The following is a 16,324-nucleotide window of genomic DNA, read 5'->3' as shown; positions in this document are numbered from 1 at the left end:
GCGACTCAGAGCAGCTCGAGGTTGTTCTTCAGCTCCAGCGGGGTGACCTGCCCCCGGTACGCCTCCCACTCCTTGCGCTTGTTGAGCAGCACGTAGTTGAAGACCTGCTCGCCGAGCGTCTCGGCGACGAGCTCCGACTCCTCCATGTACTCGAGGGCGTGGTCGAGGCTCGCCGGCAGAGCCGAGTAGCCCAGCGCACGTCGCTCGGCGTCGCTGAGCGCCCACACGTTGTCCTCAGCCTCGGGCGGGAGCTCGTAGCCCTCTTCGATGCCCTTCAGCCCGGCAGCGAGCATGAGCGCGTAGGCGAGGTACGGGTTCGCCGCGGAATCGAGCGCACGGTACTCGACTCGAGACGACTGCCCCTTGTTCGGCTTGTACATGGGCACCCGCACGAGCGCGGAGCGATTGTTGTGTCCCCAGGTGATGAAACTCGGGGCCTCGTCACCGCCCCAGAGCCGCTTGTAGGAGTTGACGAACTGGTTCGTGACCGCGGAGATCTCGTTGGCGTGCTTCAGCAGGCCCGCGATGAAGTGGCGCCCGGTCTTGGAGAGCTGGTACTTGGCGCCCTCTTCGTAGAAGGCGTTCTGGTCGCCTTCGAAGAGCGACATGTGGGTGTGCATCCCACTCCCCGGCTGCCCGCTGAGCGGCTTCGGCATGAACGTCGCGTAGACGCCCTGCTCGATCGCCACCTCCTTGATCACGGTGCGGAAGGTCATCACGTTGTCGGCCGTCGTCAGCGCATCGGCGTACCGCAGGTCGATCTCGTTCTGTCCGGGACCGCCCTCGTGGTGGCTGAACTCGACGGAGATGCCGAGGTCTTCCAGCATGCGCACCGAACGGCGGCGGAAGTCGTGCGCCGTGCCACCGGGGACGTTGTCGAAGTAGCCGGCCGAGTCCACGGGGACGGGTCCCTCGGGCCCGAACGACGACGACTTGAGCAGGTAGAACTCGATCTCGGGGTGCGTGTAGAAGGTGAAGCCCGCGTCCGCGGCCTTCGCGAGTGTGCGCTTGAGCACATGCCGCGGGTCGGCGACGGCTGGCTGACCGTCGGGCGTCGTCAGGTCGCAGAACATGCGCGCCGTCGGATCGATCTCGCCGCGCCACGGCAGCGTCTGGAACGTGGTCGGATCAGGCTGGGCCAGCAGGTCGGACTCCTGCGTACGGGTCAGTCCTTCGATGGCGGAGCCGTCGAAGCCGATCCCCTCCGCGAACGCGCCCTCGACCTCGGCCGGGGCGATCGCCACCGACTTGAGCGTGCCGATGACGTCTGTGAACCACAGGCGCACGAACTTGACGCCGCGCTCTTCGATCGTCCGCAGGACGAAGTCCCTCTGCTTGTCCATTGCTACTCCGTGCCCTGGCCCTTTGTGTCGCCCTTGACGTCCCAGCCCTGCTCGACGGCCTCTTCCTCCGCCCAGGCGCGGGAACGCTCGCGGAGCACCTCGGGCGCGCGGCGGGCTTCCGCTTCCGTGTCGAACGGACCGATGCGATCGATGGAGGGCGAGATCATCCCGAACTCGACCTCGCCGGTCTCCGAGTTGTACCAGTACTTGTGGTCACCGTCAGTCATGGCTGCCCCTTCTTCACGTGATGTCATCGATCCTACTGGCGTGCACGGCGGTCGCTAAGCTATCCCCCATGGCAAAAGCGATCGGCGTCGACATCGGCGGCACGGGAATCAAAGCGGGAATCGTCGACCTCGAGCACGGTGTCATGGCATCCGATCGGGTGCGGGTCCCCACTCCGACGGGCGCATCGCCGCAGGACGTGCTCGTGGCCGTGCAGACGGTCCTGAAGACGCTCGACGTGCATGAATCCACGCTTCCGCTCGGCGTGGCGTTCCCGGCGATCGTCAAGCGTGGCAAGACGCTCTCCGCTGCCAACGTGTCCAAGGAATGGATCGACTTCGACGCCGAGCGGTTCTTCCGCGACGGCCTCGGCCGCAACATCGTGTTCGTGAACGATGCGGACGCGGCCGGCGTCGCCGAGGCTCGCCACGGCGCGGCCAGGGATGTGCGCGGCTTCACCCTGCTCACGACACTCGGCACAGGCATCGGTTCCGCTTTCCTCTACGACGGCATCCTGTTGCCGAACACCGAGCTCGGACACCTCAACTTCCGCGAGTACGAGTCGGTCGAGACCTACGCCGCGACGTCGGCGCGCGAACGCGAAGGCCTCACCTGGGCCGAGTGGGCGGAGCGCCTCCAGGCGTTCTACTCGCATATCGAGTTCCTGTTCAGCCCCGACCTGTTCGTGGTCGGCGGTGGCGTGTCGAAGAACGCCGGCGACTTCCTCCCGCTGCTCGACCTGAAGACGCCGATCGTCCCGGCGATCCACCGGAACAACTCGGGCATCATCGGTGCGGCGTCCCTCGCCGGCGACTGATCCCGTCCCTCCAGACACAGTGAAGGCTCCGACGACGCGGTCGTCGGAGCCTTCATCCGTCCCGCGCGGACTCAGGCGCTGGATGTCAGGCCGTGGAGCATCTTCTGGATCTGCTGCTGCACCTGCGCATCTTCGACATCGAACATCGCGTAGCTGATGCCGGCCGACTGGAGAGGTCGGTTCGGATACTTCTGATAGCTGGGAAGAACGCTCAGCAGTCGCGCTGCCATCTGCGGCGCCTGCCACGTCTTCTCCGCGAAACTCGTCATGAAGATGTCGTACCGCTCCTGCGGATCCTGCCAGAGATCGAAGAGCTCGGGCACGATCGCCGTGTAGGACGAAGGCCCGCGCCACTGATCCCGGACGTTCCAGATCGCCTTCCACTTACCGACGCGCACGGCTCCGGGGATCATCTCGGTCTCCGTCATGTAGAGCCAGTGGTCTCGCGTGGAGCCGCCCTCGCCCTTCAGAAGCGCCGATTGGTCGTAACTGTCGAAGATCGTCGGCTCCCCTTCGCGATCCTCCGTGGGGAGGTCCGCTCCCGCCAGACTCGCGAATGTCGCCATCAGGTCGAGCGATCCGACGATCTCCGAGTTGCGACGACCGGCTTCGATGGTTCCGGGCCACCAGGCGATCGCGGGGACCCGACTGCCGCCCTCGTAGTCCGTGCCCTTGGTCCCGCGGTACGGCGTGTATCCGCAGTCCGGATACACGTCCTGCCAGGCACCGTTGTCGGTGGTCCACACGACGAGGGTGTCTTCGGCGATCCCGAGTTCACGGATCTTGTCCATGACGGTCCCCACACGGTGATCGAGCTCGACGAGTGAGTCGAGGAACTTCGACTTGCCCATCGAAGCCCCCTCGAAGTCCGGGTGCGGGATGTTGGGCTGGTGCAGCTTGGCGGTGTTCAGGTAGAGGAAGAACGGCTCATCGGCATTCGCATGGGCTTCGATGTAGTCGATCGCGCGATCCGTCGACTTCTCGTCGATGAACGGGATGTTCTCGGAACTCAGCTTCTCCACCTCGGTCGGTTCCTCCCCGGCCTTCCCGTCGAGCGCTCCGATGACGTTGCCCCACATCTTCATGGTCGCCTCGTCGTCGAACGGGAAGTCGGGGTTGAACGCCTTGTCGGTGTAGGTGTACGCGTTCAGGTGATAGAGAGTCGTGTTGTACATCTCGTCGAAGCCGTGCGCAGTCGGCATCGCGTAGTCCGCTTCACCCAGATGCCATTTCCCGATGTGGCACGTGGCGTAGTCGGCCTTCTTCAGCACGCTCGCCAACGTCCACTCCGGGGCCGGCAGCCCTCCCCCGTCTCCGGGGAACGCGACCGTCGTCATCCCGCTGCGGATCGGGAGGCGGCCCGTCAGAGCGGCAGCGCGTCCGGGCGTGCAGCTCGGCTGTCCGTAGAAGGACATGAACTGCAGTCCCTCTGCGGCGAGTCGGTCGAGGTTCGGCGTCGGAGCACCGCGGTTCTCGCCGCCTCCGTAGCATCCGAGGTCGCCCCACCCGACGTCGTCGGACATGAAAAGAATGATGTTGGGCTTCTTCGCCATGAGCTCTCCTCCGTCGTTTCGTGCGTGATGGAGGCGAACGTAGCAAGCGGCTCCTCGTGCGGGAACCGCCGCTCACCCTTTCGGGAGGAGACGATCGGTACAAGCGGTGCGAATGGGCCGACCTGTACGCCGGGTTCTGTTCCGGGGTTCTTCGCCCCTTCGACGGTCATCTCTCTCGGCGACACGTTGCCGTGGCACTCTAGCGGTCTACCCGAGGACTCGGCGAGCCGCGTCAACATCCTCTGTCTGACCTTGCTCCGGACGAGGTTTACCTGGCGGGCCATGTCACCATGTCCCCCGGTGGTCTCTTACACCACCCTTTCACCCTTACCCCTTGCGGGGCGGTCTACTCTCTGTGGCACTTTCTCGCGGATTGCTCCGGGTGGGTGTTACCCACCGCCCTGCCCTGTGGAGCCCGGACGTTCCTCGGTGCGGTTCCCCGCAACGCGACCGTCCAGTCGACCCATTCGCATACCCAGTCTACTTTCTCCCCGCGCACGCTCCCGCTACTTCTCGGCGGACTCGGCGATGCGCAGATCGAGGGGCACATCGATCGGGAAAGAGCCGAAGAGACGGGTGGTGGCGACGGACGCGGCTTCCCGGACCGCCTCAGCCGCGGTCTCCGCATGCTCCTGCGGGACGTGCAGGATCACCTCGTCGTGCAGGAAGAAGGCGAGGTGCGGCACCCGCGCGAACGGACCGGAGGCCGCGGCCGCCGTGGAAAGCTCCGGGATCAGCTGCAGGCGATGACGAATCTCGGCGAGCCAGATGAGCGACCACTCCGCAGCGGTTCCCTGCACCACGAAGTTGCGCGTGAAGCGTCCCCAATCGCGTGCCCTGCGTCGGGCGAGCGCCACCACCGCCGGCTCGGCATCGGCCCCCGTCGCATCCGACTGCAGACGCATCCACTCCGTCGATGGCCGCGGCGACGAACGGCCGAGCCACGTGGACACGATTCCTCCGTCCTCGCCGGTGCGTGCCGCCGCGTCGACCAACGCCATCGCGCGCGGGTACACCTTGCGCAGGCGCGGCACCAGCCGTCCACTGTCTCCCGTCGTGGCGCCGTACATCGCTCCCAGCACCGCGTACTTCGCCTCCTCCCGCGTCGCGACCGCACCGGAGTCGACGACGCCGGCGTAGAGGTCGCTCCCCCGCGCCGCGAGCGCCATCGCCTCGTCCGAAGCCATCGCGGCGAGCATGCGGGGCTCCAGCTGCGCCACGTCGGCGACGACGAGGGTCCATCCGGGATCGGCCCGCACCGCAGGACGAAGGCTGCGAGGCAACTGCAGCGCTCCCCCGCCGGCCGACGCCCATCGTCCGGTGACCACGCCCCCGGGGATGTACACCGGACGGAACCGCCCGTCATGCACCCACTCGGCGAGCCAGGCCCAGCCATTGGCGCTCAGGAGCCGCGACAACTTCTTGTACGCGAGCAGCGGTTCGACGACCGGGTGATCGTGTTCGGCGAGCTCCCACCGACTCGTGGACTCGACCTGCACCCCCACGCGGTGCAACGCGCGGAGCAGCTTCTGCTGGCTGTCGAGGTGAAGGGATGCGTCCCCCAAGAGGTCTCGCACGCGATCACCGAGCTCGACCATCCGGCTCGGCACGCCTCCGGCGACCGGACGGGTGCCCAGGGTCTCGGTCAGGATCGCATCGTGCACGTCCTCATCCCAGGGCAGGCCCGCGACCCGCATCTCCTCCGCGATGAGACCGCCCGCCGACTCCGCGGCGCACAGCAGAGTGAGGCGTCCGTCCGGCGCGCCAGCGATCACCCGGCGCTGCGCACGGTATTGATCGAGCGTCGAGGCGATCGGATCGTCGCCTCGCTCATCGTCGAACACATCGAACAGCGAGGGCAACGCCACGGTGGGCTCGCGACGCTCCCATTCCGGGGAGGACGGCAGCGGAGTCTCCACCGAGGACGTGTCCCGGAGGATCGCGTGGCAGAGCACCAGATCATGACTGCGCGCGATCCGCACCCCGTCGGCGAGCAGAAGCGCGTACGTCTCCACGGCCGAACGCATGATCCATCGCGGAGCGTCGGCGGCCTCGACGGACTGCACCCACGTCGCGAGATCGTCTGAGCGCAGTGGCGTGCGGCTCTGCTCTTCGTCGTCGGCATCGAGCTCGATGGCGACGTGGTCCTGCGGCCCCAGCGAGATCAGCGCGATCCGCCGTTCGACGCCCGACGCCGGCACCGTCATGAGCGGTGCGTGCGGGCACCGCTCATGCGAGCCCGGACTCCTCGGTACGAACCAGGATGCAGCCGCACTCGGGGCACGACACGACGAGGTCGTCCGCCGCACGACGGATGTCGTTCAGGTCGGTGCTGGGGAGCAGGATGCGGCAGCCTTCACAGGTTCCCCGGGTGAGCAACGCCGCGCCCGCACTGTTCGCTGCGCGGCGCGAGTACTCGGCGAGCAACTGCGGCGGCACGCTCTCGGCGACAGCCGCACGGTCGCGGGCGAGCTGACTCCCCAGATCGGTCGCCGCCGCGACGTCGGCCTTCGCCTGGGCCGTGAGCGACGTGCCTTCCGCCGTCGTCGTCTCCAGCAGCGCCTGCTGCGCGGCGACGGAGACCTCCGCCTCTTCGAGTCGTCCCATCACGTCGAGCTGCGCGTCTTCGAGATCGCTCTGCCGCTTGGCGAGGCTCGCCAGTTCGTGCTCGAGGGCCTGTGCGTCCTTCGGGTTCGTGGCCGTGGCGAGGCGTTCGGCATCGCGGTTCCGACGCGCCGCGACGACCGCGACGTCGGATTCGAGCCGTGTCAGTTCGGTGCGCACGTCATCGCGGGCACCGGTGAGAGCGGTCAGCTCACGGAGCTGCTCCTGACGGATGGCGACGAGTTCGGTGATGCGGCCCGCCTGACTCGGCTTCGTTCGTGCACGCTCTGCCTGCGCGATGCGCCGATCCAGGTCGGCGATGTCGAGCAGGGTGCGCTGGTTCTCGGGGCTGGCGTTCACGCTCTCAAATCTAGTCGCTACAGCGGCATCCGCCCATCAGCGGACGTCTCCGTCGACGTAGAGCCACTGTCGGTCCTCGCGCACGAAGCGGCTGCGCTCGTGCAAGGAACCGCGCTCCGCGCCCTGGCGCCAGAAGGCCTCGAACTCCACGACGCCCTCCCGATCGAACGGACCACCCGCCCCGCGATCCAGGACGATCAGACGCCGCCAGTGCAGCTCCGGGTCGAACTCGATGGCCTGGGGCCTCGTCGTCGGGTGCCAGGTCCGCAACAGATGCGCGGCATCGCCGAGGCGGAACGCGGTGTAGCGGGAGCGCATGAGCCGTTCCGCGGTCGGGGCCGGTGCGCCTCGCAGCAACGGTGCGCAGCACCGTCCGAACACGTCTCCGGAGGAGCACGGGCACCGCGACGTCTCGACAGCCGAAGCGTCATCCAGCGCCGTGTCCGCGTCCTTTGTCATCCCTCCAGCGTACGCTCGGGAGAAACGCCCAGAAGGAGAATCGTGACCACTCGACCCGTCGTCCCCTCGTTCACCGCGCACAACGGCTTCGCCCTTCCGGCCATCGGCCTCGGCACCTATCGACTGAACGGCGATAGCGGAGCGGATGCCGTCGCCGGGGGCATCGGGGCGGGCTACCGGCTCATCGACACGGCTTTCAACTACGAGAATGAGGGCTCGGTCGGCCGGGGAGTCGCCGCCGCAGAGGTGGATCGCTCGGAGATCGTCGTCACGACGAAGCTCCCCGGCCGCCACCACCCGTCCGAGAGAGCGCGCGACAGCATCGAGGAGAGCCGCTCGCGCCTGGGACTCGACGTGACGGATCTGCACCTCATCCACTGGCCGAACCCCAGCCAGGACGAGTACGTCCAGGCGTGGGCCGCTCTGGTCGATGCACAGTCCCGTGGCGTCGTGCGGCAGATCGGCGTCTCGAACTTCCTCCCGGAGCATGTGGAGCGCATCGAAGCCGAGACCGGTGTCCGTCCGGTCGTCAACCAGATCGAGGTGCACCCCTACTTCCCCCAGGAGGAGCAACTCGCATACCACCGGGAGAAGGGCATCCTCACGGAAGCCTGGAGCCCCCTCGGTCGCGCGAAGGCGCTGCTCGACGAGGCGGTGATCCGCGAGGTCGCCGCGGCGCACGCGATCTCTCCTGCCCAGGTCGTGCTCGCCTGGCACGTGGCACGAGGGACGGTGTCGATTCCGAAGGCCTCGACGCTGGAGCACCAGGTCGCGAACCTCGCCGCCGCAGAAGTCGTGCTCGACGAAGGCGAGGTCACGGCCATCACCGCGCTCGGACGCCCGGACGGACGACTGTTCGACGCGGATCCCCGGACGCACGAGGAGTCCTGACCCGGTATCGCGTCAGACGCGCTGCGTGCCGAGCACGCGAAGGAACTCGAGCTTGCTCGCCGATTCGCTCCCGGGTGCGGCGGTGAGGACGATCAGCGCCTGCGATTCGTCCTCGCTGAACAGCGCCTGGCAGTCGACCTCGATCTCCCCCAGCTCCGGGTGCACCATCACCTTGTGCTGCTCGAACCGTCGGCTCACCACGTGCGCCTCCCACAGCTCCACGAATTCCGGGCTCCGGGCTGACAGCGCCTCGACGATCTCCCCCGCCCGCGACCGGGGACCCATCACCCCGTGTGCGGCGCGCAGAGCGCCGACGAGGGCACGAGCCTGGCGCGCGTGATCGACCTCGCGATACCGCCGCCGCTCGACGTCGGGATGGGCGAACCACCGGTAGATGCCGCTCCGGTCGAGCCCGGTGAGTGCGGTCGAATCGCCCACGAGAGCGCGGGAGGCATCGTTCTGCACGAGAACTTCATCGAGGAGCGAGACGACGAATGCCGGGGTGTCGTGCAGCCGGTCGAGCACGCGGAGGATGCCGGGACGCACGTACTCGGTGAGGGGGGCGCGGTCCGGGGCACTGTGTCCGCAGAGCCGGAAGAGGTAGTCGCGCTCGTCCTCGGTCAGGCGCAGAGCACGTGCCAGGGAGGAGAGGATCTGCACGCTGGGCTGGGGTCCCCGCCGCTGCTCCAGGCGCGTGTAGTAGTCCGTCGACATGGTCGCCAGCTGTGCCACCTCTTCTCTGCGCAACCCGGAGGTCCGGCGTCGAGGTCCGGACGGAAGTCCCACGTCGGCGGGCCGCAGTGCCTCACGTCGCCGGAGCAGGAACTCGGCCAGTGCATCACGATCCACCTCTGAAGTATCCCCCGACGTCCGCGCAGGTTCCAGGGACCGGTGATCCCTGGATGACCGCTCTCTGGAGGGACGGTTCCGAGACGCCGAGGCTGATCGTATGAACATCAGCGGAAACACCATCTTCATCCCGGGCGCGACGAGCGGCATCGGCCTCGCCCTCGCCGTGCGTCTGCATGCCCGCGGCAACACCGTGATCGTGGGAGGACGCCGCGAAGACCGGCTCACAGCCATCGCCGGCGAGCATCCCGGTATCCACACGGTGGGGATCGACACGACCGACGCCGACAGCATCCATGCGGCCTCCCGAACTGTCCTCGCAGAGCACCCCGCCCTGAACGTGCTGATCACGATGGCCGGTGTCATGCGGGCCGAGGACTGGACCACGCCCACAGGATTCCTCTCCACCGCCGAGGAGACCGTCGAGACGAACATCCTCGGGCCGATCCGGCTGATCGCCGCTTTCGTCGAGCATCTGCGCGCGCAGCCGGAAGCGACGATCATGACGGTCTCGTCCGGCCTCGCCTTCGCCCCGCTCCGCGCGACGCCGAGCTACAACGCCAGCAAGGCCGCGATCCACATGCTCAGCGAATCCCTGCGCCTGCAGCTCGAAGGGAGCAGTGTGTCGGTGCTCGAGCTGGAACCGCCGGCCGTGCGCACGCCTCTCATGCCCGGACATGAGGAGAACGAGTCGGCTATGCCGCTCAACGAGTTCATCGACGAAGTGATGGAGCTGATCGAGTCGCGGCCGAACGCTACCGAGATCCAGGTGGAACGCGTGAAATTCCTCCGCTACGGAGAGGTCCGCGGTGACTACGACCGGGTCGTCGCAACGCTGAACGCCACCGACCCGCACGGGCGCTGAGCCGACGCGGGGTGCCGGTCCCGCACCGGCGCCCCGCTCACGGGTGCAGAGACGCCGCTGCCGCCGTCAACGCGTCGGCGGACTGCCGCAGCAGCGCGAGCTCGTGGTCGGAGAACGACGTGTTGCGGATCGGGACAGCACCCGTCGCACTGACGATCGAAGGCACCGACAGCGCGACTCCGTCGACACCGTGGAAGTCGCGCAGCACGGTGCTCACAGGCATCACCGCGTGCTCATCGTGGAGGATGGCCTCGACGATCCGCGCACTCGACAGCCCGATGGCGTAGTTCGTCGCCCCCTTGCCGAGGATGACCTTGTAGGCGGCATCGCGCACGTCGACGGCGATCTCCTGCAACTCCTCGAGGGTGAAACGAGGATGTCCCGGCGTCTCCCACTCGAGGATCGGCACGGTGCCGATGGTCGCCCGAGACCACAAGGGGAACTCCGTGTCACCGTGCTCGCCGACGATATGGGCGTGGACACTGGCCGTCGACACGCCTGCCCGCTCGGCAAGCTTCCAGCGCAGCCGCGAGGTGTCGAGCACCGTACCGGACGCGAAGATCCGCTCCGGCGGGAGTCCGGTCTCCTCCTGAGCGATCACGGTGAGCACGTCGCACGGGTTGGTGACGATCACATACACCGCGTTCGGTGCGACCTCGAGCAGTTCGGGCATCATGCGGCGGATGATCCCCGCGTTGACCTCAGCGAGCTCGATCCGGGTCTGGCCCGGCTTCTGCTTGGCTCCCGCCGTGATCACGACGACGTGCGACCCCGCGGCCACCGAGATGTCGCTGCCACCGACGATGTCGCTCGAACCCGTGAACTGCGTTCCGTGCGCGAGGTCGAGGACCTCCGCTTCGACCTTCTCGGTGGCGATGTCGTAGAGCGCGACATGACGCGCAGATCCGCGGATCAGTGCGGCGTAGGCGACGCTGGATCCCACGCTTCCCGCGCCGACGACCGTGAGCTTCGAGTTCTCGATGATCTCCATACGCTCAGTCTCGCAGTGCAGTGCGCCTCTCCGGCAGGGGGAACGCCGTCGGAAATACTCACAGCGCGGCGGCGACCGCCTGAGCGACCGTCGGATGAGCGAACTCGAAGCCCCCGCGCTCCAGAACCCGCGGCCGCACATCGGCGTCCGGAAGGAGCAGCGAGTCCGCTGCGTCGCCGAGGGCGAGGCGCAGAGCCCAGGCCGGCGCGGGGAGCCAGAACGGTCTGTGCATGCGCGCAGCGAGCTCCCGGCCGATGTCGTTCGCAGACGCGGGGGTCGGCCCCGTGAGGTTGACCGGTCCGGCGATCTTCTTGTCTAGGACGTGCCGGATCCCCCGCACCTCATCGTCGAGCGAGATCCAGGGCCAGACCTGTGTTCCGCGTCCGAGAGGACCGGAGACGCCGAAGCGGGTCAGCTGGATGAGCGGCTTGAGCACTCCGCGACGATGGATCACGGGGGCGGTGCGGAGCAGCGCGACCCTGGTGTGGTCCTCGGCGCGTCGAGCCTCGGCCTCCCAGCGCACGGTCAGATCGGCGAGAAAGGTCTCACCGGCTGCGGACTCCTCCGTGAGGACTTCGCCGGGAGCGGACCCGTAGTAGCCGACCGCGGACGCCGAGACCAGCGCCGGCGCATCCGAGCGCAGAGCACGCAGGGCCGTCGTCATGGTGCGGGTCGTCTGCAATCGCGAATCGACGAGTTCCGCGCGGTAGCGACGCGTCCAGGGCAGACGGCCGACGCTGGCGCCGCCGAGCGCGACGACGGCTTCCGCACCGGCAAGTACGTCCGGATCGAGCGGACGCTCCCCCGGTGCCCATTGCGCCTCACCCGCTCCGTACGGCGCACGACGGACCAGAACGGTGACGTCGATCCCGTCGGCGCGCAGGGAGGAGACGAGAGCTGAACCGATCAGGCCCGAGGCCCCGCTCACGACGATGCGTCGCGCCATGTGCTGCAGCTTCCTGTCCGTCGGTCGTCGAATCGTATGGTTCACCAGCGTACGCGCCGTCCCGGCGATGCCCCTAGCCGAGGTCAGTCGGCGCGACGGTAATGCAGAGCCATCGCACCGTTGCGGAACGGCGTCGACGAGACCAGCGCCAGGCGTCGAGTCGCGGAGAGTCCCCGCTCGTACAGCGTGGGACCGTGGCCCGCGATCCGCGGATGCACCAGGAACCGGTACTCGTCGATCAGGTCCAACCGGTCGAGTTCGGTCGCGAGCCTGCCGCTCCCCAGGAGGACCCCGTCGCGCGTCTCGTCCTTGAGCCTCTGCACTCCGGCGCGCAGATCGCCGTGGATCCGGTGGCTGTTCGTCCACGGGAAGTCCTGGCGTGTGGCGGAGACCACGTACTTGGGTGTGGCTTCCAGGGCGACAGCCCAGTCGCGCAGCGCCGACGGGGCGTCCGTCTCTCCTCGCGCGACGGCGGGCCAGGCATCCTCCATCATCTCGTAGGTGGTGCGCCCCCAGAGCATCGCGCCGGATTCTTCGAGGAGACGGGTGTAATAGGCGTGTGTCTCGTCGTCGGCGATGCCCACTTCGTGATCGATGCAGCCGTCGAGGGTGACGTTGATGCTGAAGGTCAGGAGTCCCATGCCGGGAGCCTAGGTCCGTGGCCGCGTGACCGCCAGAGTCCGCAGGCGTGCGGTGGGCATCGCCGGGAGACGACTCACTCGCTCCGGTCGGGGTCCGCCTTGTCGCTCGACGACGAGCTCAAGGCGTACTCGCGCACGCGGTCGGTGATGTAGGAGACCACGGTTCCCGATGTGATGCCGATGATGACGATGCCGCCCAGCATCAGGAGCACGGCGAAGAACCGTCCCGCGACGGTCACGGGGTACATGTCGCCGTAGCCGACCGTCGTCAGGGTCACGAACGCCCACCACACGGCATCGCCGAAGCTGTCGATGGTCGCATCCGGCGCGGACCGCTCCACGCTCAGCGTCGAGAGAGCGAGGAAGTAGACGAAGGTCACCGAGTACGCGGCGGAGTAGATGATCAGCTCGGTCCGCACCACGCTGCCGGTGCGGGCATGGAAGAACGGCAGTTGACGAGCGAGGTCGACCACGCGCACGGCACGGAACACCGGAAGCAGGACCGCGAGGAGCTCCACGGGGTGACGCACCACGTAACGCCATCTCGTGCCCTTCCGAGTGAGGCAGACACGGACGATGTAGTCCACGGCGAAGATGAACCACGTCAGGATCGTCGTGTTGCCGGTGACCGTCCGCACGAGCGGCGGCAGATCGGGAGCGATGACGAAGACGGAGAAGCCGATGATGAAGATGACCCCGGCGAACACGAGCGGCACACGCGCGAAGCGATCCCAGCGATCGAAAGACGAACGTGACGAATCCATGCGCCCATCTAACACGAGCGTCGCGCGCGAGGTGGGCCCTGCCGGGATCGAACCGACGACATCCACGGTGTAAACGTGGCGCTCTACCAGCTGAGCTAAAGGCCCTGGTGCCGTCAGTCTATCGGGAGGCCGATGCGCACCCGTGTCGTGGAAGAGGGATAGGCTGAATCCGGCGCGCGTTGTGCACAGCTGACAAGGCTGCCCGTGTCGCTTCCCGTTTCCTTGGCATGACCTGCCAGCTTGACGAAAGGTTCCCCCGTGACCGTGCACGACCAGGATCCGTACTCCCAGGGCCCCCTCGACAGCGATCCGGAGGAGACCGGCGAGTGGCAGCAGTCCCTCGATGAGCTGGTGGATGCCAAGGGCCACGGCCGCGGCCGCGAGATCATGCTCAGCCTGCTCAAGCGTTCCAAGGAACTGCACCTGGGCGTGCCGATGGTCCCGACGACGGACTACATCAACACGATCGCCCCGGAGAACGAGCCCGAGTTCCCGGGTGACGAAGAGGTCGAGCGCCGCTATCGGGCCTGGATCCGCTGGAACGCTGCGATCACGGTGCACCGCGCACAGCGCCCCGGCATCGGCGTCGGCGGTCACATCTCGACGTATGCCTCGTCGGCCGCTCTCTACGAGGTCGGCTTCAACCACTTCTTCAAGGGCGCCGACAACCCCGGCGGGGCCGACCAGATCTTCATCCAGGGTCACGCCTCCCCCGGCACCTACGCCCGGTCGTTCCTCGAGGGACGCCTGAGCGAGGACCAGCTCGACGGTTTCCGTCAGGAGAAGTCGCACGCGCCGCACGGCATCCCCTCCTACCCGCATCCGCGTCTGATGCCGGAGTACTGGCAGTTCCCGACCGTGTCGATGGGCCTCGGCCCCATCAATGCGATCTACCAGGCGATGTCGAACAAGTACCTCGAGAATCGCGGCATCAAGGACACCTCCCAGTCGCACGTCTGGGCGTTCCTCGGCGACGGTGAGATGGACGAGGTCGAGAGCCGCGGTCAGCTCCAGGTGGCAGCGAACGAGGGACTCGACAACCTGACTTTCGTCGTGAACTGCAACCTGCAGCGTCTCGACGGTCCGGTGCGCGGCAACGGCAAGATCGTCCAGGAGCTCGAGTCGTTCTTCCGCGGCGCGGGCTGGAACGTCATCAAGGTCGTCTGGGGCCGCGAGTGGGACGGTCTGCTCGCCCGCGACACCGAGGGTGCGCTGCTCAACCTGATGAACGTCACCCCCGACGGCGACTACCAGACCTACAAGGCCGAGTCCGGCGCGTACATCCGCGAGCACTTCTTCGGGCGTGACGAGCGTGCCGCCGCCCTCGTCAAGGACTACTCCGACGACGACATCTGGAACCTGAAGCGCGGAGGCCACGACTACCGCAAGGTCTACGCCGCGTTCAAGGCCGCGACCGAGCACAAGGGCAAGCCCACCGTCATCCTCGCGAAGACCGTCAAGGGCTACGGCCTCGGTCCGCACTTCGAGGGCCGCAACGCGACCCACCAGATGAAGAAGATGACGCTGGACAACCTCAAGACGTTCCGCGACGCGATGCACATCCCGATCACGGACGCGCAGCTCGAGGAGAACCCCTACCTGCCGCCCTACTACAACCCGGGGCCCCAGGACGAGACGATCCAGTACATGCTCGAGCGCCGTCAGGCTCTCGGCGGATTCCTCCCCGAGCGCCGGTCGACCCATGTGGGTCTCTCGCTGCCGGACGACGCCGCGTACGCGCTTCCCAAGAAGGGCTCCGGCACGCAGGAGATCGCCACGACCATGGCTTTCGTCCGTCTGCTGAAGGATCTCCTCCGCACGAAGGACTTCGGCCACCGCATCGTGCCGATCATCCCCGACGAGGCACGCACGTTCGGTATGGACGCGTACTTCCCGACCGCGAAGATCTACAACCCGAACGGCCAGCACTACACCTCGGTCGACCGCGAGCTGCTCCTCGCCTACAAGGAGAGCCCGCAGGGGCAGATCGTGCACGTCGGCATCAACGAGGCGGGCGCTGTCGCGGCATTCACGGCTGCGGGAACCTCGTACGCCACCCACGGCGAGCCGCTCATCCCGATCTACATCTTCTACTCGATGTTCGGCTTCCAGCGCACGGGCGACGCCCAGTGGGCGGCGGGCGACCAGATGGCCCGCGGGTTCATCATGGGCGCGACGGCGGGTCGCACCACCCTCACGGGTGAAGGACTGCAGCATGCCGACGGTCACTCGCACCTCCTGGCCGCCACCAACCCGGCGACGCTCTCGTACGACCCGGCCTACGGCTACGAGATCGCGCACATCGTGCGATCCGGCATCGACCGCATGTACGGCGGCGAGCACGAGGACCCGAACGTGATGTACTACATCACGCTCTACAACGAGCCCCTCGTGCAGCCGGCTGAGCCGGAGAACGTGGACGTGGACGGCATCGTGCGAGGCATCCACCGCGTGTCGGTCGGCGAGGGCGACGGCCCCCGCGCCCAGCTCTTCGCGTCGGGCGTCGGCCTGCCGTGGGCGCTCGAGGCGCAGGAACTCCTGAAGAACGACTGGGGCGTGATCGCCGATGTCTGGTCGGTCACCTCCTGGACCGAGCTGCGTCGTGACGGCCTCGCCGCCGACGAGCACAACTTCCTGCACCCCGAGGCCGAGCCGCGCACCGCGTACCTCACCGAGAAGCTGCAGGGCGCCGAGGGTCCGGTCGTCGCCGTGAGCGACTTCATGCACGCCGTGCAGGATCAGATCCGCCCGTGGGTTCCGAACCGCTTCGCCACGCTCGGCGCCGACGGCTTCGGTTTCTCCGACACCCGTGCCGCGGCACGACGGTTCTTCAAGATCGACGGACCGTCCATCGTGGTCCGGACGCTGCAGTCGCTCGCCGAAGAGGGTACGGTCGACCGTGGGCTCGCGGCACAGGCGATCCAGAAGTACAGCCTGCACGACGTGAACGCGGGAACCAGCGGCAACGCGGGCGGCGAAAGCTGAGCCCTCGGTGACAGGATCCTCTCCTTCCGGC

The 16,324-nt window shown here is 67.4% G+C and carries 15 protein-coding genes, 1 tRNA gene and 1 other RNA gene; 4 read left to right on the top strand and 13 right to left on the bottom strand.

Annotation, left to right across the window (positions count from 1 at the left end; all coding sequences use genetic code 11):
• Positions 1-5: 5 nt before the first annotated feature.
• Both glnA and ACLF6J_RS01640 read right to left on the bottom strand, forming a co-directional pair.
• On the bottom strand, positions 6-1,343 hold the full coding sequence (gene glnA, locus ACLF6J_RS01645) for a type I glutamate--ammonia ligase (RefSeq protein ID WP_047520084.1): 1,338 nt from the start codon (positions 1,341-1,343) through the stop codon (positions 6-8).
• A gap of 2 nt (positions 1,344-1,345) precedes the next feature.
• Entirely contained in the window at positions 1,346-1,570 is a 225-nt protein-coding gene (locus ACLF6J_RS01640) for a hypothetical protein (RefSeq protein ID WP_047520082.1), read from the bottom strand.
• Between the two features lie 68 nt (positions 1,571-1,638).
• Here ACLF6J_RS01640 and ppgK point away from each other — a divergent pair, with 68 nt between their 5' ends.
• The gene (gene ppgK, locus ACLF6J_RS01635) at positions 1,639-2,385 is read left to right on the top strand and encodes a polyphosphate--glucose phosphotransferase (RefSeq protein ID WP_134353794.1); all 747 of its coding nucleotides are present in this window, start codon (positions 1,639-1,641) and stop codon (positions 2,383-2,385) included.
• Between the two features lie 71 nt (positions 2,386-2,456).
• Here the strand turns inward: ppgK and ACLF6J_RS01630 are convergent, their stop codons facing one another.
• The 5 genes from ACLF6J_RS01630 to ACLF6J_RS01610 form a co-directional block, all read right to left on the bottom strand.
• Entirely contained in the window at positions 2,457-3,938 is a 1,482-nt protein-coding gene (locus tag ACLF6J_RS01630; protein ID WP_134353795.1) for an arylsulfatase, read from the bottom strand.
• A 109-nt stretch (positions 3,939-4,047) separates the two neighbouring features.
• Positions 4,048-4,404, bottom strand: an RNA gene (gene rnpB / locus ACLF6J_RS01625) — RNase P RNA component class A.
• Between the two features lie 40 nt (positions 4,405-4,444).
• Positions 4,445-6,145, bottom strand: coding sequence for a bifunctional 3'-5' exonuclease/DNA polymerase (locus tag ACLF6J_RS01620; protein ID WP_134353796.1), 1,701 nt, complete (start codon positions 6,143-6,145; stop codon positions 4,445-4,447).
• Between the two features lie 22 nt (positions 6,146-6,167).
• Positions 6,168-6,902, bottom strand: coding sequence for a zinc ribbon domain-containing protein (locus ACLF6J_RS01615; RefSeq protein WP_134353797.1), 735 nt, complete (start codon positions 6,900-6,902; stop codon positions 6,168-6,170).
• Positions 6,903-6,938: 36 nt separating this feature from the next.
• Entirely contained in the window at positions 6,939-7,361 is a 423-nt protein-coding gene (locus ACLF6J_RS01610; protein ID WP_134353798.1) for a YchJ family protein, read from the bottom strand.
• 42 nt (positions 7,362-7,403) lie between these two features.
• Between ACLF6J_RS01610 and ACLF6J_RS01605 the strand changes: the two genes are divergently transcribed.
• Positions 7,404-8,252 carry an aldo/keto reductase gene (locus ACLF6J_RS01605; protein WP_134353799.1) on the top strand — a complete coding sequence of 283 codons (849 nt, stop codon included), beginning with the start codon at positions 7,404-7,406 and terminating at the stop codon, positions 8,250-8,252.
• 12 nt (positions 8,253-8,264) lie between these two features.
• Here ACLF6J_RS01605 and ACLF6J_RS01600 read toward each other — a convergent pair whose 3' ends face one another.
• The gene (locus tag ACLF6J_RS01600) at positions 8,265-9,101 is read right to left on the bottom strand and encodes a helix-turn-helix transcriptional regulator (protein ID WP_134353800.1); all 837 of its coding nucleotides are present in this window, start codon (positions 9,099-9,101) and stop codon (positions 8,265-8,267) included.
• A gap of 100 nt (positions 9,102-9,201) precedes the next feature.
• Between ACLF6J_RS01600 and ACLF6J_RS01595 the strand changes: the two genes are divergently transcribed.
• Positions 9,202-9,966: an SDR family oxidoreductase gene (locus ACLF6J_RS01595; protein ID WP_134353801.1), complete on the top strand. Its 765-nt coding sequence runs from the start codon at positions 9,202-9,204 to the stop codon at positions 9,964-9,966.
• A gap of 37 nt (positions 9,967-10,003) precedes the next feature.
• On the opposite strand, the gene ACLF6J_RS01590 is transcribed toward ACLF6J_RS01595, so the two are convergent.
• The 5 genes from ACLF6J_RS01590 to ACLF6J_RS01570 all read right to left on the bottom strand — a co-directional run bounded on the left by ACLF6J_RS01590 (position 10,004) and on the right by ACLF6J_RS01570 (position 13,413).
• Positions 10,004-10,957: an L-lactate dehydrogenase gene (locus ACLF6J_RS01590; protein WP_131491148.1), complete on the bottom strand. Its 954-nt coding sequence runs from the start codon at positions 10,955-10,957 to the stop codon at positions 10,004-10,006.
• A 58-nt stretch (positions 10,958-11,015) separates the two neighbouring features.
• Positions 11,016-11,903, bottom strand: a complete 888-nt coding sequence (locus tag ACLF6J_RS01585) for a TIGR01777 family oxidoreductase (protein ID WP_134353803.1) — start codon at positions 11,901-11,903, stop codon at positions 11,016-11,018.
• A gap of 83 nt (positions 11,904-11,986) precedes the next feature.
• Positions 11,987-12,544 (bottom strand): dihydrofolate reductase family protein, encoded by a 558-nt coding sequence (locus ACLF6J_RS01580; RefSeq protein WP_134353804.1) that lies wholly within the window; start codon positions 12,542-12,544, stop codon positions 11,987-11,989.
• Positions 12,545-12,618: 74 nt separating this feature from the next.
• Positions 12,619-13,308, bottom strand: a complete 690-nt coding sequence (locus ACLF6J_RS01575) for a potassium channel family protein (protein ID WP_134353805.1) — start codon at positions 13,306-13,308, stop codon at positions 12,619-12,621.
• 32 nt (positions 13,309-13,340) lie between these two features.
• Positions 13,341-13,413: transfer RNA gene (locus ACLF6J_RS01570), tRNA-Val, on the bottom strand.
• 153 nt (positions 13,414-13,566) lie between these two features.
• Here ACLF6J_RS01570 and aceE point away from each other — a divergent pair.
• Entirely contained in the window at positions 13,567-16,293 is a 2,727-nt protein-coding gene (gene aceE, locus ACLF6J_RS01565) for a pyruvate dehydrogenase (acetyl-transferring), homodimeric type (protein WP_134353806.1), read from the top strand.
• The last annotated feature ends 31 nt before the right edge of the window (positions 16,294-16,324 follow it).

The sequence above is a fragment of the Microbacterium sp. IO18 genome, from assembly GCF_049099505.1.
Lineage (GTDB): Bacteria > Actinomycetota > Actinomycetes > Actinomycetales > Microbacteriaceae > Microbacterium > Microbacterium aurugineum.
Note: the sequence above shows the minus strand (reverse complement) of the source record. Positions and strands in the feature narration are given on the sequence as shown.

Excerpts from the sequence above, each read along its gene's own strand:
- glnA (WP_047520084.1), bottom strand. The coding sequence starts at position 1,343 with ATGGACAAGCAGAGGGACTTCGTCCTGCGGACGATCGAAGAGCGCGGC.
- ACLF6J_RS01640 (WP_047520082.1), bottom strand. The coding sequence starts at position 1,570 with ATGACTGACGGTGACCACAAGTACTGGTACAACTCGGAGACCGGCGAG.
- ppgK (WP_134353794.1), top strand. The coding sequence starts at position 1,639 with ATGGCAAAAGCGATCGGCGTCGACATCGGCGGCACGGGAATCAAAGCG.
- ACLF6J_RS01630 (WP_134353795.1), bottom strand. The coding sequence starts at position 3,938 with ATGGCGAAGAAGCCCAACATCATTCTTTTCATGTCCGACGACGTCGGG.
- ACLF6J_RS01620 (WP_134353796.1), bottom strand. The coding sequence starts at position 6,145 with ATGACGGTGCCGGCGTCGGGCGTCGAACGGCGGATCGCGCTGATCTCG.
- ACLF6J_RS01610 (WP_134353798.1), bottom strand. The coding sequence starts at position 7,361 with ATGACAAAGGACGCGGACACGGCGCTGGATGACGCTTCGGCTGTCGAG.
- ACLF6J_RS01595 (WP_134353801.1), top strand. The coding sequence starts at position 9,202 with ATGAACATCAGCGGAAACACCATCTTCATCCCGGGCGCGACGAGCGGC.
- ACLF6J_RS01590 (WP_131491148.1), bottom strand. The coding sequence starts at position 10,957 with ATGGAGATCATCGAGAACTCGAAGCTCACGGTCGTCGGCGCGGGAAGC.
- ACLF6J_RS01585 (WP_134353803.1), bottom strand. The coding sequence starts at position 11,903 with ATGGCGCGACGCATCGTCGTGAGCGGGGCCTCGGGCCTGATCGGTTCA.
- ACLF6J_RS01580 (WP_134353804.1), bottom strand. The coding sequence starts at position 12,544 with ATGGGACTCCTGACCTTCAGCATCAACGTCACCCTCGACGGCTGCATC.
- ACLF6J_RS01575 (WP_134353805.1), bottom strand. The coding sequence starts at position 13,308 with ATGGATTCGTCACGTTCGTCTTTCGATCGCTGGGATCGCTTCGCGCGT.